Origin of the sequence: Brevibacillus sp. FSL L8-0520 (assembly GCF_037963895.1) — a bacterium.
Taxonomy (GTDB): domain Bacteria; phylum Bacillota; class Bacilli; order Brevibacillales; family Brevibacillaceae; genus Brevibacillus; species Brevibacillus borstelensis.
In genome coordinates this window covers 176614-191737 of sequence record NZ_CP150171.1, presented here as the reverse complement: position 1 = coordinate 191737, position 15124 = coordinate 176614, and the positions used below count along the sequence as shown (strand labels likewise).

Here is a 15124-nt window from a genome sequence, read left to right as displayed (position 1 = left end):
TCATCGCTGCAAAGGCTGAAAGGGAGTCTGTAGAAAGTTTATGAATGAGACGGCACGGACGCACAGTCGGAGCAGGTGCCGTATACTTCGAATTTGTGGCCGGTGACCTGGAAGTCCTCGGGGATCGACGACATGATGTTCATCGGGCAACCGGGGAGTGAGGAGGTCTTGCCGCATTCGGTGCAGATGACGTGGTGGTGATGGTGGCCGTCTGCCGAACAAGCGAGCCTGTATTTTCCTTCCCCATCCAGCTCCGTCTCCTCCAGAATGCCCAGATCGACGAATGTCGAGATGTTGCGATAAACGGTGTCAAAGCTGAGATTGGGGTAGTCGTCCTTGATCCGTTCCATGATATCCTTGGCTGACAGGTACCGTCTCTCTGCCGCGCAGATGCGGATCAGCTTTTCCCGTTTACCCGTGTATTTATATCCTTTTTCCTTCAATATCTGCAACGCTTCTTCTACCTTCATCATCCTTGCTCCTTCCCGCATTGGTCACATGCTATCGCAGAGCCGCTTTGATTTTCTTCACACCGAGCACGATCAACAAGATGCTTACGGCTACCAATACAATTGTACCACCAGATGCCCAATCTAGCAGATAGGCAAAATAGAGTCCGGCCAAAACGGATGTTTCGGCGAAGACAATCGCGTACAAAATCGTTTGGCGGAAGCTTCCGGCAATCTGCAGACTGGCTGCTACCGGCAGCGTAATCAGGGCGGAGATCAACAGCACGCCCACGATCCGCATGGAGGCGGCAATCGTCAGCGCCACCAGAACCATAAACCAGAGGTTGATCGAGCGGCGTGCCACTCCGGAGACGCGGGCGAATTCCTCGTCAAACGATACGGCAAACAGCTCCTTGTAAATGAGGAAAACGGTGCCGAGAACGACTGCCGCCACGCCGATCAGGGCGTACAAATCTTCCTTGCTGACCGTCACGATTTTACCGAACAAGTACGAATACAGGTCGGTGTTAAAGCCTTTGGCGATGCTGATCAAAACAGTAAACAGCCCGAGTCCGGTCGAAAGGATGATCGGAATCGCCAAATCCTGATACGATTTGTACACCTTGCGCAGCCGCTCGATAAACAGAGAGCCGATCACCGAGAACAGCATCCCGAAAAACAGAGGATTAACAGCCTGAAACAGCGCAATCTTTTTTGAGATCAGCATGCCTGCCGCTACACCTGAGAGCGTTACATGCGAAAGGCCGTCCGCCATCATCGACAGGCGGCGCACAATCAAAAAGGTCCCCAGAATGGGACAAATCAGTCCAATCAGTATCCCTGAAAACAGGGTATACCGCAAAAAGTCATACTGCCACCAGTCAGCCAGCATGGTTCTACTCCTTCTTTCGTTCCAAATCTACTCAATGGTGGTGAGCGAGCATTTTGATCGAATCACCGTACATCTGCTGTAAAATCTTGTCGTGATTGTGGGCAAAGTCGTGCGCGGAGCCGTGGAAGTGGAGCTTCCGCTGCAGGCAGGCTACCTTGTTGACCCACTGCGTCATCACGCCTACATCGTGGCTGACGATCATCATCGTCATGCCGTTTTCTTCTTTCAGCGAGCGTAGCAGCTCGTAAAACTGTTCAATTGACTCCTGATCCACACCGACGGTAGGCTCGTCGAGGATCAACAGCTCCGGCTCCGCCACCAATGCCCGGGCGATGAAGACTCGCTGCAGCTGCCCGCCGGACAGGTTGCCGATCCGCTGGTCCAGCTTTTCCGTCAAGCCGACGCGCTCGACGACTTCCTCGACTTTTTGATGGTGCTTGCCTTGCAGGCGGCGGAACAAACCGACCTTTCCCACCAGACCGGAAGCAACTACCTCCCGTACGGTAGCCGGAAAGCCGCCTGCCCCGTGAGCGACCTGCTGGGCCACGTAACCGATCTTGCTCCAGTCCCGGAACTTGGACAAAGGCTGCCCAAACAGCTCCACCGTCCCCTTCGTGGCGGGAAGCAGTCCGAGCAGCAGCTTCATCAGCGTCGATTTGCCCGAGCCGTTCGGTCCGACAATGCCGACGAAGTCTCCGCGTTCCAGAGAGAAGTTTATGTTTTCCAGCACGACTTTCTCTTCATATTGAAAGAATACCGACGTCAGCTTGACTACGGCATCCTCATGTTTCGCTTTCATGACGCCATCCTTCTTCCTTTAAATCGGATTTATTCTGATTTACTACGTTACATCGTACTACGATTCGGCAAAAATCTCAAGAAGTCAAATGCGGCATTCCGCTTTTCCGCCGTCAACTCCCAGAACATCCTCTCCGCTCTTAAAGACCCGCACGTTCTGACGGCGGGTCGCAGAGCGAACGCCAAACACAGTACGGCAAGCAGGCATTAGAAGCCGCCAGAATCAACGGTCAACTGATTCGTGTTGACATATCGGAAATCGTCGATATAATGATGATTATGGAGCCAATCGAAGTGTTTAAAGCATTGTCTAACGAGTCGAGGTTGCAAATTTTGCAATGGTTAAAGGAACCGGAAAAACATTTTGTGCCCCACGAAGGGATTGATATGAGAAAAATCGGGGTTTGCGTGAGTCAGGTCACAGAGAAGCTGAAGATGACTCAATCAACGGTTTCCCAGTATTTGTCCATACTTCAACGAGCCGGTCTGATAAAAACAGAACGGATCGGCAAATTTACGTACTATAAAAGGAATGAAGAGAAAATACGTGAATTCGCTGCTTTTTTCAATAGTGAGCTCTAATTCTATAACTGAATGCCGAAAATGTATTCGGTTTTTGTTTTGTTTGTCAAATCGACATATCGCGATATGTATTATCATATAGTTTTGTCTTTTGTATCTACATTTTTCAATTTATCGATCTAAAATCGACAAAGGAGTTGTGATCTCATTGACCAGTACGTGGAAGGTTTACTTTTTGGCATTAGTCAGTTTTTTAGTCGGCACATCCGAGTATGTCATTTCAGGCATCTTGGATAAGATTTCGGAGACCCTGGGTATCTCCGTCACTTTGACTGGGCAGCTTGTGACGATCTTTTCATTTGTTTATGCTGTCTGCACGCCGCTACTCATGGCTTTGACGGCAAAATGGGAAAGGCAAAAGCTGCTGGTTTCTGCAATGGGCATCTTCGTGTTAGGGAATGTTTTGTCTTTTGTCCTGCCTGGGTTCGAGCTTTTTGTTGCAGCCCGTGTCATCATGGCTTTAGGCGCGGGAATGGTGGTTGTCACCGCCTTGGATATTGCCGCTAAAATTGCCGCCCCGGGCAAACAAGCAAGTGCCCTTGCCACAGTGGTTATGGGATTTACTGCTTCGTTGATTATCGGGGTTCCTCTTGGACGAGTTGCAGCGGCCGCGTTCGGATGGCGGTCTGTGTTCGGCTTCCTGGCACTGGCAGGCTTGCTGGCGATGTTTGTTCTCTACACAGTATTGCCTCGAGTCAAAGGAGACGATCCCGTTCCCTTGTCCAGGCAGCTTGCTTTTTTGAAAAACGGAAAAGTAGCGCTAGGGCTTGCCATTACCTTCTTCTGGTTGGGCGGATACTCCATCGCCTATACCTATATCTCGCCTTATCTTCTCGATGTCGCCGGCTTGAAGGAAGACATGCTGAGCGCAGCTTTATTGGCGTTCGGAATCGCCAGCTTGGCCGGATCCAAATTCGGCGGGTTCAGCACGGACAAGTGGGGCGTGTTCCCGACGCTGACCGGGGGCATGCTCCTGCACGCAGCAGCCCTCATCTTGCTATCCGTTTCCGTTTCCTTGCCCCATTCGTGGCTTCTTGTTGCTGGCTTACTGGTTTTGTGGTCGTTTGCGGCCTGGTCTACCGGTCCTACGCAGCAATTTAATCTGGTTCGGATTGAACCAAACTATTCGGGAATCATGCTGGGCCTTAACCAATCCATGATGCAATTGTCCATGGCGGCTGGTGCAGGAATGGGAGGCATCATTATCGATCAAGTGTCGTTGTCATCGGTTACATGGTTCGGCATGATCGGAGTGGTCCTGGCGATCCTTGCAGCGTTTCTGTTGAGGCTGCGGATGAGTGAAGGAAAGCAGATGGCTCAAGCAAACGAATAAACGAATACAACCGGAATCAGGAGGGCCGAACCGATTCCGGTTTTTTTGTGCTTGGCAGCTCTACAAGCCCATCCTTCGTGAATCAGGAAATTTTGAGGATTATTTATCTCTCTTTTGCGAAACAAACCGGTGTAATTACCGTCATACTAATTGTAAATACAGGGATAAATACCAGAATTGAGGGATTATTATCGAACAAAGGTGATTATCGTAAAAATGAACTCCCCTTTGTTTGTTATATAAAACAGGTGTTTTGGCGACAATAACCATCCGTAAAACAAAACGTAAAATTTCGAAAATACATGGGGTGAGATTTCGCTGTGAGTATATTTCGCCTATATACTCTTGGAATGCTACTGCTGGTCATATTGGTTGGATGCTCTCCCCCAAAGCCGCAAACGGAAATGCCAGATCATGCACCCCCGCATTCAACTCCTGCCGGGCAAGTCAAACAGGGCAAGCCCTCAAGCGAAGACGACGCGCTTTTCCCCATTAGACAAAGGGACCATGCAGGATATATCAACCGGAGCAGACAGGTCGTTATCGAGCCGTCATTTCTCCAAGGTTTTGCCTTTTCAGAGGGTCTCGCCATTGTAGAAAATGACGATCGGAAGCTGGGGTACATCGATAAACAAGGAAGCGTTCGAATCGATTTTCAATTTCCCGATGCACAGGATTTTTCGGAAGGGCTGGCTGCGGTACGGGTCCCGAACGGAGAAGGATGGGGTTATATTGATCGGACCGGCAAAGTCGTCATCACACCGCAATTTAAATTCGCCGGAAGCTTTCACGAGGGGCTGGCTGCTGTCCATGATCACGACTCCTTCCGCTTTATCAACCGATCTGGAGAACCGGCTTTCGAGATCCCGTTTCCGAATGTACAAGAACTGGGGGATTACTCCGAAGGCTTGGCTTTTATAAAAACAGGGAATCTATACGGCTTTTTGGACAAAAGCGGAAAGGCAGTCATCCCGCCCACCTTCCAGAGTGCACATTCTTTTCAAGAGGGATTCGCAGCGGTGAAGCTCGACGGCAAATGGGGATTTATCGATCGACAGGGTACGATGAAAATAGCCCCCGCGTACGAATTGGCCCATGCTTTTTCCGAAGGATTGGCCGAGGTCAAGACAGGGCAAGGGTGGGGATTTGTCGACAAGACGGGAAAGACAGCCATTGCCCCGCAATTTGCGGAGGTGGGTTCCTTTTCCGAGGGGCTTGCCGCAGTAAAGCTTAACGAAAAGTGGGGGTTTATCAACGCACGCGGAGAAATCGTCATTCCGGCTCAATTTGATTTTGCTTACGACTTTCATCATGGCCTGGCTAACGTGCAAACGGGTACAGCATGGGGCTATATCGATCGAAGCGGTGGAGTTGTCTGGCCCCCGCAACAGTAAAATCCGGATATAAAAGATAGAAAAAAGGAAGCTGCCCCTTTGGCTCTATGGATCGCCAAGGACAGCTTCCGTTCCTGTTTCCTATTTCAATGCCGCACGCAGCATTTCGAGGTTGTCTTTCATAATAGAGAGATAGTCTTTCCCCGCCTTCGCTTCTTCCTCCGTCAAGCCTTCCAGAGGATTAAGCGTTCCCGTTTGGACGCCTGCTTCTTTGGCAATCACTTCGGCTACCTTCGGCGACGCCAGGGTCTCAAACAGGACATACGAAATGTTGTGTTCCTTCACATGCTCGACGAGCTCCTTCATCTCTGACGGCGACGGCTCGTCGGCTGGATCAATCCCTGAGATTGCTACCTGCTCCAGTCCGTAACGCTTGGCCAGATAGGCAAAGGCGCTGTGGGCGACCATAAACTCTTTTTTGGAGGATTTGCTTACCATATCCGCAAAGTCTTTGTCCAGCTGATCCAGATCGGCGGCCAGCTGCTGGTAGTTCTTCTCGTAGGCATCAGCATGCGCCTTGTCCTTTTCAACCAGAGCGGACTTGATTTTCTCCGCCTGTGCTTTCAGCATGGTCGGATCGAGCCACACGTGGGGATCGGTACCGCCGTGATCATGCTCGTGCTCATGGGCGTGCTCCTCGGTGGAGCCAGTGGCAGCAGCGGCATCCTGCTTGTGTTCTTCGTGACCCTGAGCTTCGGAACCTTCCTTGTGTTCCTCATGTCCTTGAGCACCGGAGTCTTCCTTGTGATCGTCATGTCCTGCTTCGGCTGCCTCGCCCTCGTGTCCGTGATCATGGTCATGTCCCCCCGCAGCTTCCAGCAGGGAAAGTCCCTCCGTTGTATTGACCACTGTCGTCTTGTTTTTGTCCATGCCTTTTACCGCGTTGTCCACCCATGCCTCAAACCCGCTCCCGTTGTAAATGAACAGGTCGGCACTGCTCAGAGCGACCATATCCTTGGCAGTCGGCTCAAAATCATGAGGCTCCACTCCGGCTGGTACGATATTCGCCACGTCGGCATATTCGCCAGCGATCCGCTTGGCCGCATACTCCAGCGGGTAAAGCGTCGTATATACTTTTATTTTGGATGTTCCCTCATCCGTTTGCGGAGACGTATTGGCAGTATTTGCTGTGCCGCAGCCAGCCATAGCCAATGCGGTCACAATCGTCAGCGTAGCCAGCATCGTTTTTTTCATCCTTCTTCCACTCCTCTTCCAATTCATAATCATTCCGATTTGTATCTCAACCGTTTTTTATTATACGGGCAGCTGCCCATAAAGTAAATAGGATTTATTCCGATTTGCGCCGGTTTCTTCACAATTTCTTCATCGCATTATGATATGATACCGGTAAGGAGGTCTGTCCAGGATGAAACGGAAACATTTCTTTGTAATTGGTCTTTTGGCTGCAGCCCTTGTCTCCGGCTGTGCCTCTCAAGACAAAGCCCAGGGCGATCATGCAGCGCATCAGCAGCACGCCCCAAATGGAGACCTGCACGAGATGACCGCTTCGGTGGATCAACTGCCCAGCTTTTTGGACAACCAAGACCCGCAAATCGTCGCAGCCTATAAAGTCGCTGCAGCCAATCGCGAGCTTCTCAAGGTGATTCCTTGCTACTGCGGCTGCGGTGAAAGTGCCGGCCACCAGCACAATGGAAACTGCTTTATTAAAGAGGAAAAAGAAGACGGCTCCATCGTCTGGGACGATCATGGCACCCGCTGCGGCGTATGTATGGAAATCGCCGTCGTCTCTGCCAAGATGAAACTGGATGGAAAAACCGATAAAGAAATCCGCACGTTTATCGACGATACGTATAAAGACGGCTATGGAAAGCCGACTCCGACTCCCATGCCGTCGTAAGATTCGGTTGCAGGAGCATATGACAAAACCCCTTCCAAGCGCAGGAAGGGGTTCTTGTTTTCCGCTAGTTTTCTTCGCCGAGGTACTTGATGCCATTTGCCAAAAGCGATGCGTAAACCTTGGCTCCTTCGGTGGTGAGATGAACGCCGTCTTTTACAAAATACTCATCGTGGTTGGCGCTGGCCTCATGCCAGTTGATCAGCGAAATTTGCGGAGAGCTGTCGGCCCTCTCTTTCAGTGCTTCGTTGACCGTACTCTCCCATGGACGAGGGACACGGGTGTTGATCAGGACGATCTGCCGGTTTTTGCCGAGTGTGTGCAAGAGTGAATCCATCTGCTTCTTCGTGAAAGCACCGTTTGAACCAAGCTCCAGCACCACGGTTTTGCCCAGTTTCCCTTCCGCATGGAGGCGGTTGGCCACTTCCAGCGCTTGGGACATCTGTCGGCCAACCTTTCCGTCGATGACAATTCCCGGCAGCATCTCTTTTAAGTAAGGCTCCGCGTCGAGAATTACGGAATCCCCAATGACGGTAATGCCATGGCCGTTCCCGATGACAGGTGTTTCCGCTTTTCCCTCCTGGCCCTTCTGCTGTTCCGCAGCCGAACCGTCGGGTTGGTCTGTGCTCGTGCCTTGGCTGTTGCCCGCTGATTGCTTGTCGCCCGTTGCGGCATCAGCATTCGGAGATTTGTCTGCTGCTGAAGGGGTCTGCTTCTCCTTTGACGCATTCTTTCCACCAGCAGGAGATTGCTTGCCGTCCTTGGCGCCGTTCTTTCCGGCCGCCACCGTATCCTTCGCGCTTTCTCCACTGCCGGGCTGATTGGTTTGCTTTCCATTCACTGCCTGATTGCCTGCCGGCTTTGTTGCATGTCCGCTTTTATCAGCAGCAGCACTGTCTGCACTGCCTGGGGTTTGGGGTCCCTTTCCATCGCCGGGCGTTTGTGCTCCCGCAGCAGCTCCAGACCCATGCGCTTGATCAAGGGACGCTGGATCTGCTTCCGTTTTGCCATAAACCTTGTCAGGAGTAGACGAACTCGCGGTAGCTATCGGGAACAGATGCGTCATCCCGGCAAAGGAAAGGCTGATCACGAGCAAGGCCCCAATCGAAGCAATCCATGCGACGCGTCTGCTCCTCCCCGACCGTCCTTTGATGCGTTTCCACAACCGTCCCAACCCGCCGTGGCGAATCGGTTCTTCAATGAATCTCCACGACAGGGCAGCGAGCAGGACGCTTGCCGTTACCTGAACAAATGCCAGCGGGACGTTCACTCCCCCTGTATTTACCTCTGGGCTGGTCAGCACAATGACGGGATAATGCCACAGGTAGATGCCGTACGAGCGAACGCCAAACCACCGCAGAGGCTTTGCGCCCATCAGCTTGCCAAGCAAAGAGGCGGGGTGGGCAAGCACAGCTACTACGACAGCCGTTGCCAGAGAAAGTACGACCAATCCGCCTTGATAGAGAAACTCGTCATACTCATTTATATGGAAGATCATCGAAATGACGACCAAAAGACCTGCTCCCCCGACCAGATCGAGGGCCAACCGTACGCCAGCCGAGACGTTGTGGGAAAGCTTCCTGCTCGGCCATACCATCGCGAGCGCAGCCCCGATGAGCAAACCGAAAACTCTGGTGTCAGTCCCGTAATACACCCGGCTCGGATCAGCCCCCGGCTCATAAAGCAGCCCCATCGCCAGTGCTGAAGCGGCGGCTCCCGCCAGCGTCAGTCCAAGCAGCTTTCCCCGTTTTCTCAGGAGGCTAAGCCCAAGTACGAGCACCAGCGGCCAGATGAGGTAAAACTGTTCCTCTACAGCCAATGACCAAAAATGGCCCAGCGGAGAAGGCGGACCGAAGCTCTCGAAGTACGAAACCTCATGAAAGATCAGCCACCAGTTGCTGACATAGAGCAGCGCCGATCCGATTTCTTCTTTCATCGCCAAAAGTCGGGAGGGATCCTTAATGGCAAGCCATCCAACTACCGCTGCCATCATGACAAGCATCGCCGGCAGGAGCCTGCGCGCCCTCCTCAGCAAGAAATCGCCCAAATGGAGCCTGCCGCTTCGTTTCCACTCGGCGATGAGAATGTCCGTAATCAAATATCCGGACAAAACGAAAAATACACCGACCCCCAGCAGTCCTCCGGGTGTCCAATCCAGATGAAGGTGGTAAGCGATAACGGCCAGCACTGCCAAAGCTCTAAGCCCATCCAAGCCAGCCATGTAGCGGCCGTTTGCCTTGATCGGCTTAGGCATCTCGTCCACCCCCTCTGCGTGTTGCTGCTCTTGCTGTAATTGACTCTTGCTGCCCTCTTGTCATGATCAGTCTGCCTTCCCCTCTAGTGTACTTGTATATATGAAAGGAAAATCCTCGATTGAGGCGATTTCACCAAAAAACGACATTGTTTTCACACGAAGACAAACGCTCCTTCCGTCCCTCATATGAAGAGCTTTCCTATGTACGTTCCCATTATAAGAAGTACAATCGCAAATGTATTTACAAATCGTTAAAAAGAAAAAAGTTATTTTTTTCCGCAAGATAAAAAGAATCGACAAAAATGTTAAACCCCACGTAAAAGCTCGAAAACATACTTCGACAGCTATACGGTATGTTGATTGCAAAGCGTTTGATAAAATGGAAGTAACTCTCTGTCCACTGGAGATAAAAAGGGGATATTGCCCATGACGGATCAGCAATCACGTTGCTCCTCATTGAATTGCAGGTTGGACCACTTTGGGGAACTTACAAGACCGAAGAAACCTTTGCGGTGATTCAAACCTTGATCGAAAAAGCACAAGAAGCGCACATTCCGATTTTTTACATCCAATACGAAGGAATACCCGGAGATATGATGGCAAACGGATCGATGTTCTGACAGTTTGTCCAGGGGATTTCGCCTTGCGACTCCCGACAGGGGAATGACCGTCATCCCGGCAGAGCAGGTGCGATTTCAGACAGCGGCCATCTGGGGCTGCTGTTTTTTGTTCAGGCGACTGAATGGAGACTATCCAACATAAAGTTTGACGAAAAGGAACCAAAAACGTTTCGACCGATTCTTGCCATTCCCCCTTTACGAATGCGGCTGGCTTCTTGTATGATTATACCTAGATATTCGATGTATCGAATTCCAATGCAAAAGGAGGCTATCATGAAAATCAACAAGGAGCTGATGAAGGGCAGCACGGTCATCCTCATTCTGACCCTTCTCGAACGAAAAGCGATGTACGGCTACGAGATGAGCAAAGAAATGGAAAAGAGCTCAAACGGCATCCTTTCCTTGAAGGAAGGAACCCTGTACCCTATCCTCCACACGCTGGAATCGGAGGGACTTGTCGAATCGTACTGGAGCGATGGCGAAGGCGAGCGGAAGCGGAAATACTATCGGATCACCAGAGAAGGAAAAGCACGGCTGCAGGAAAAGAAACAGGAGTGGGTCGCGTTCCGCACCGCTGTTGATCAGGTACTTGGGGAGGGACGGGCATGACGCCAAACGACAAGATTCAGGCGTACATACGGCAGGTCTGCTCTCAGATTCGCTGCAAGGACGTGCATCCAGCCGTAACGCTGGAGCTGGAGAGCCACATCGCCGACAAGGTGGAGGATTTGATGGAGTCCGGCAGCACGGAAGCCGAGGCTGTCGAACGAGCCCTGGCGGAAATGGGAGATCCGTTCGCGGTGGGAAAACATCTGCATGAAGCACACAAGCCCCGGATGGAATGGAGTGTCGTCGGGATGGTGGCGGCATTGATTGGGATCGGACTCCTCGTTCTGCTCTCACTTATTGCGGGCAATCCCGAAGATATCAAGTTCCTGAAGAGACAGCTCGTCTTTATCTGCTTTGGAATTGCTGCGTTTGTCGCCCTGCTTTACGCCAATTACAGCAAAATGAAAGCTTACGGCCTGCTCATGTATATGGGTACTCTTCTCGCAGTTTTTATTGCGTTTACACAAGGAAAGACCATGTCAGGAAAACCGTACATGGATATCGGCATACCCATCGATATTGTCAGACTGAGTCCGTTTTTGCTGATCATCTCGCTCGCGGGAATATTTTCAGACTGGAACTGGCAAAGGAAGCTCTCTCTGTGGCTGGTTTTGGGGCTGTATTTTGTTCCTTTGCTGTTTTATGTCAAGGCACCTGACTTGTTTGCCGGGATCCTTTTTTCCGTCGGTTTTTTCGTTCTGCTTTTCCGCTCGCCGGCGAGTAGGCGTCAAGCTTGCATCAGCCTAGGCACACTCTTGATTGGAGCCGTGGCATTACTCCTTCTGACGATGGAACGCTATCAGCTAGACCGCTTGTTGTACTGGGTCAACCCGTATGAAGAACCTATGGGGAGAGGATATATGCTGATTCGGTCCCTGGAGGCAATCAGATCCGCAGGCTTGTGGGGACATGGTTTCGGTACCAAGCTGGAGGGGTTGGGTTATACCGCAGCACTGGGGTCCGATTTCATTTTTGTTTATCTGGTGTACGCGTTCGGGCTGGCTGCAGGGGTCGGCGTCCTCTTGATCGGCATGCTCTTGCTGATGCGACTGTTTCGAGCCGCCAAGCAAACGAACGACCGTTACGGAGCACTGCTTATGTGTGGACTTGCGGCCATGTTTTTTACCGAGTATTTTTGGGGGATTTTGATGGCCTTCGGGTGGGTCCCATTTTTTTCCGCCCCCATACCGCTCATCAGCTACGGCGGTCTTACCTTCATCAGTCACATGGCAATACTGGGTCTGGTCCTTGGAATTTACCGCCAAAAGGACGTGAGACAGCCGCTCTCCTCTTAAAGCTTTTACAGTGAATACTTTGGCTGTAGAGTAGAGAACTGAAACTTTCGGGCGACCGTATGGTCGCCTTGCTCATTTCAGCTCCCCCTCATCAAACCGTACGTGAGGTTTTCCCTCATACGGCTTTCCGATGTTCTTCTTTCTTTGGCATTCGGCTTACTTTATCCGGCTAATTTCAATAAACTACCCTGCGTGTTTTGTATGACCTTCAGCTTTCCGGCATGTTTATTCCGCTTGCTTCTTTTCTTGTTGCAGAAGATTGTAAGGCGTTCAATCACATACCAGTCTATCCGTCTTGCCCATCGTTTGGCGATGGGCGAGATGAAGTAGTAGTTCTTGAACCCCCTTAGCTTGCGATTTAGCCCTTTCACTAGCTCTTCTAGAGACAGAAACAGTTTGTTCCTTGGTGCAGTGTATTCCTTAATTTTACGTCTCATTTCCTTCATTGCTTTCTTAGCTGGTACATGAGACATAGCAAATACCTTGCTCCCCCCTTTGTTGAACACGGGGAATTTGCGATGGTGCAGCCCAAGAAAGTCAAACCCAGTGGAATTGTCCCAAATATTAACGAGTCTAGATTTCTCTTTACTGAGACTAAGCTCCAGCTTGTTTAGAATAGCCATCAGCACTTGAATGCTTTCCAATGCTTCTTGTTTGGTTCTGCACATGATAACGAAGTCATCCGCATAGCGGATAAGTGTGCCAAGATGGGAGAATTGATTTTCCCAAATGGTGTCCATGTAGTTTAGATAGATGTTTGAAAGAAGAGGCGAGATTACCCCTCCTTGCGGAGTTCCCAGTTCTGTTTCATGGAATTGATCATTTTCCATGACCCCAGCCTGCAGCCATTGTCGGATAAGTTTCAGAACACGTCTGTCGCTGATTCTCATTTCGACCAGTTTCATCAACTTCTCATGGTTGATGTTGTCGAAATACCCTTTAATGTCAACATCTACGACCCAATAACACCTCTTGCTTGCTTTGCGTATCTGTGCAATTGCCTGGTGAGCATTTCTTCCTGGCCGAAAGCCATAAGAACAGTCCCGAAAATCAGCTTCAAAGATCGGTTCAATGACTAGCTTAGTAGCCATTTGGACCACCCGATCCTTGATCGTCGGGATGCCGAGTGGACGTTTCTTGCCATCCGGTTTAGGGATGTAAGTTCGACGAACCGGATGTGGACGATACCGCTTTTCTTTTAAATCTAGATAGATCTCGTTAAGAAAACGGCTCTCCCCATACTCCTCCACAATCTGTGCGATGGATTGTCCGTCGATTCCTCCGCTCCCTTTATTTGCTTTTACTCTCCTCCAAGCTGTCGCTAGAATATCCGGGCGGTAGATTTTGTCATACAAGGCATGAAATCGCCGTTTTGAGTTTGCCTTGGCACAAAGATATAGGGTTGTCCAAAGTTGTCGAGCTTTTACATCGGTGTAGTTAGCAAGTTTACTTGCATTCACTCACTCTTACCTCCTTCGACCCGTGAACAAAGCAGGGCTCCTTCCCTCCATAAGGTTGTGTTGTCCTTATGTTCATCGGTACTATGAACCCCTCCGACTCCCTCTCTGCCATCCACCACTTCCCTTACGGTTATAGGTTTCCGTTTTACGCTCCTGACGGGGCGTGCAGAGTAGGGTCTCCCCAGTTCCGTTAACTACTTTCTCAACATACCGCTCCCCATACCCCGAGGGATTCATAGGTGCTGTATTCCAAGTTCTCCACACCGTCCTTGGCCTTCGCCCATATGAAACAAGCTCGGCTTCCCTTTGTCCACCTCTCGGTGGTCTTTCTTAACGAGGCTGCAGGATTCACTTTATGTTACGGCCTGCTGATTTGCTCGCACTCTTTCGAGTTACTTTGTCACAGGGCTTCAACCTTAGGATTTCTCCACCAGTTGCCTGTCAGCTACGAGGTGACTTGGCTCCTGCCTCGGTTGGACTTTCACCAACTAGCAATTAACGGCTTGCTGGGCACGCTTCACAATAAAAACCTGCCCCCTTTTTGACAAAAGAGGTGCAGGTTTTTGCTTGTATCTCGGGTTTTTACTTGTTTCTCACGTTCTCACCAGATTCCTGAAAAACAGGCCGCTCCAGCATTACGCTGGCGCCACGGCCAGCATGCGCTCCAGGGAAGCGCGTGCTTTGTCCGCGATATCCTCCGGCACGTAAATCTCCGGCTTCATGTTCTCCAGCGCTTCCACGCATTTTTTCAGGTTGTTGACCTTCATGTTCGGGCAGACCAGATACTTGGAAGCAAAGATAAACGTCTTGTCCGGGCTGTCCTTCTCCAGCATGTAGCGGGTGCCGTCTTCCGTACCGATGATGAACTCTTTATGGGAGGATTCACGGCAGTATTTGAGAATGCCTGTCGTAGAACCGACGTAATCGGCCAGCGCCACTACTTCCGGACGGCACTCGGGGTGGACGACGACGAGCGCATTTGGATGCTGCGCTTTCAGCGACATGATGTCCTGGACGGAAAGCTGGTCATGCGTATTGCAGTACCCTTCCCAGATGATCATCTTCTTGTCGGTAAACTGGGAAACGTAGTGACCCAGGTTTTTATCCGGGACCCAGATGATCTCGTCGGAATCGATCGACTCGATGACCCGTTTCGCGTTGGAAGACGTACAGCAAATGTATGTTTCCGCTTTCACATCGGCGGACGTGTTGATGTACGCAACCACCTTTGCATTCGGATGCTGCGCCTTCAGCTTGCGCAAGCCTTCCACGTTGACCATGTCGGCCATCGGACAGCCGGCGCGTTCATCCGGGATGATGACGGTCTTTTGGGGATTGAGAATTTTTGCACTTTCCCCCATAAAGTGTACGCCGCAAAACAGGATGACGTCCGCGTCGGTTTCCTTGGCTTTTTGCGCCAAACCGAACGAATCTCCAATATAGTCAGCCACTTCCTGAATCTCCGGCCGCTGATAAAAATGGGCCAGAATGATGGCATTGCGTTCTTTTTTCAATTGCATCAGCCGTTCGCGCAACTCAGCGTTTCGCTGGGCCTTTTTTTCTAACGCCAAGGCTTCCATGAA

The 15124-nt window shown here is 50.9% G+C and carries 13 protein-coding genes; 6 read left to right on the top strand and 7 right to left on the bottom strand.

Annotated elements, in window-relative coordinates; genetic code table 11:
• Positions 1-38: 38 nt before the first annotated feature.
• The 3 genes from NSQ24_RS01035 to NSQ24_RS01025 are packed head-to-tail and all read right to left on the bottom strand — an operon-like array spanning position 39 to position 2140.
• Positions 39-470 (bottom strand): Fur family transcriptional regulator, encoded by a 432-nt coding sequence (locus NSQ24_RS01035; RefSeq protein ID WP_024984725.1) that lies wholly within the window; start codon positions 468-470, stop codon positions 39-41.
• A 31-nt stretch (positions 471-501) separates the two neighbouring features.
• Positions 502-1341, bottom strand: a complete 840-nt coding sequence (locus NSQ24_RS01030) for a metal ABC transporter permease (protein WP_003390281.1) — start codon at positions 1339-1341, stop codon at positions 502-504.
• 31 nt (positions 1342-1372) lie between these two features.
• Positions 1373-2140 carry a metal ABC transporter ATP-binding protein gene (locus tag NSQ24_RS01025; RefSeq protein ID WP_003390280.1) on the bottom strand — a complete coding sequence of 256 codons (768 nt, stop codon included), beginning with the start codon at positions 2138-2140 and terminating at the stop codon, positions 1373-1375.
• Between the two features lie 278 nt (positions 2141-2418).
• On the opposite strand from NSQ24_RS01025, the gene NSQ24_RS01020 reads away from it, so the two are divergent.
• The 3 genes from NSQ24_RS01020 to NSQ24_RS01010 all read left to right on the top strand — a co-directional run bounded on the left by NSQ24_RS01020 (position 2419) and on the right by NSQ24_RS01010 (position 5448).
• On the top strand, positions 2419-2721 hold the full coding sequence (locus NSQ24_RS01020; RefSeq protein ID WP_003390278.1) for a metalloregulator ArsR/SmtB family transcription factor: 303 nt from the start codon (positions 2419-2421) through the stop codon (positions 2719-2721).
• 148 nt (positions 2722-2869) lie between these two features.
• A complete protein-coding gene (locus NSQ24_RS01015; protein WP_122958266.1) occupies positions 2870-4054 on the top strand; it encodes an MFS transporter in 1185 nt (394 codons plus the stop codon).
• 404 nt (positions 4055-4458) lie between these two features.
• Positions 4459-5448: a WG repeat-containing protein gene (locus NSQ24_RS01010; protein ID WP_172920350.1), complete on the top strand. Its 990-nt coding sequence runs from the start codon at positions 4459-4461 to the stop codon at positions 5446-5448.
• A gap of 81 nt (positions 5449-5529) precedes the next feature.
• Here NSQ24_RS01010 and NSQ24_RS01005 read toward each other — a convergent pair whose 3' ends face one another.
• On the bottom strand, positions 5530-6642 hold the full coding sequence (locus NSQ24_RS01005; protein WP_339166996.1) for a zinc ABC transporter substrate-binding protein: 1113 nt from the start codon (positions 6640-6642) through the stop codon (positions 5530-5532).
• A 172-nt stretch (positions 6643-6814) separates the two neighbouring features.
• Between NSQ24_RS01005 and NSQ24_RS01000 the strand changes: the two genes are divergently transcribed.
• Positions 6815-7306, top strand: a complete 492-nt coding sequence (locus tag NSQ24_RS01000) for a PCYCGC motif-containing (lipo)protein (protein ID WP_339166994.1) — start codon at positions 6815-6817, stop codon at positions 7304-7306.
• A 64-nt stretch (positions 7307-7370) separates the two neighbouring features.
• Here NSQ24_RS01000 and NSQ24_RS00995 read toward each other — a convergent pair whose 3' ends face one another.
• Positions 7371-9557 carry an acyltransferase family protein gene (locus NSQ24_RS00995; protein ID WP_311067890.1) on the bottom strand — a complete coding sequence of 729 codons (2187 nt, stop codon included), beginning with the start codon at positions 9555-9557 and terminating at the stop codon, positions 7371-7373.
• An 893-nt stretch (positions 9558-10450) separates the two neighbouring features.
• On the opposite strand from NSQ24_RS00995, the gene NSQ24_RS00990 reads away from it, so the two are divergent.
• Positions 10451-10786: a PadR family transcriptional regulator gene (locus NSQ24_RS00990; RefSeq protein ID WP_003390271.1), complete on the top strand. Its 336-nt coding sequence runs from the start codon at positions 10451-10453 to the stop codon at positions 10784-10786.
• The gene (locus NSQ24_RS00985; RefSeq protein ID WP_243014870.1) at positions 10783-12081 is read left to right on the top strand and encodes an FtsW/RodA/SpoVE family cell cycle protein; all 1299 of its coding nucleotides are present in this window, start codon (positions 10783-10785) and stop codon (positions 12079-12081) included. The genes NSQ24_RS00990 and NSQ24_RS00985 overlap by 4 nt, the downstream gene beginning before the upstream one ends.
• A gap of 161 nt (positions 12082-12242) precedes the next feature.
• Here the strand turns inward: NSQ24_RS00985 and ltrA are convergent, their stop codons facing one another.
• Together ltrA and nadA are read right to left on the bottom strand one after the other, a co-directional pair.
• On the bottom strand, positions 12243-13541 hold the full coding sequence (gene ltrA, locus NSQ24_RS00980) for a group II intron reverse transcriptase/maturase (RefSeq protein ID WP_024985477.1): 1299 nt from the start codon (positions 13539-13541) through the stop codon (positions 12243-12245).
• A gap of 635 nt (positions 13542-14176) precedes the next feature.
• Entirely contained in the window at positions 14177-15121 is a 945-nt protein-coding gene (gene nadA, locus NSQ24_RS00975; RefSeq protein WP_003390269.1) for a quinolinate synthase NadA, read from the bottom strand.
• Positions 15122-15124 lie beyond the last annotated feature (3 nt).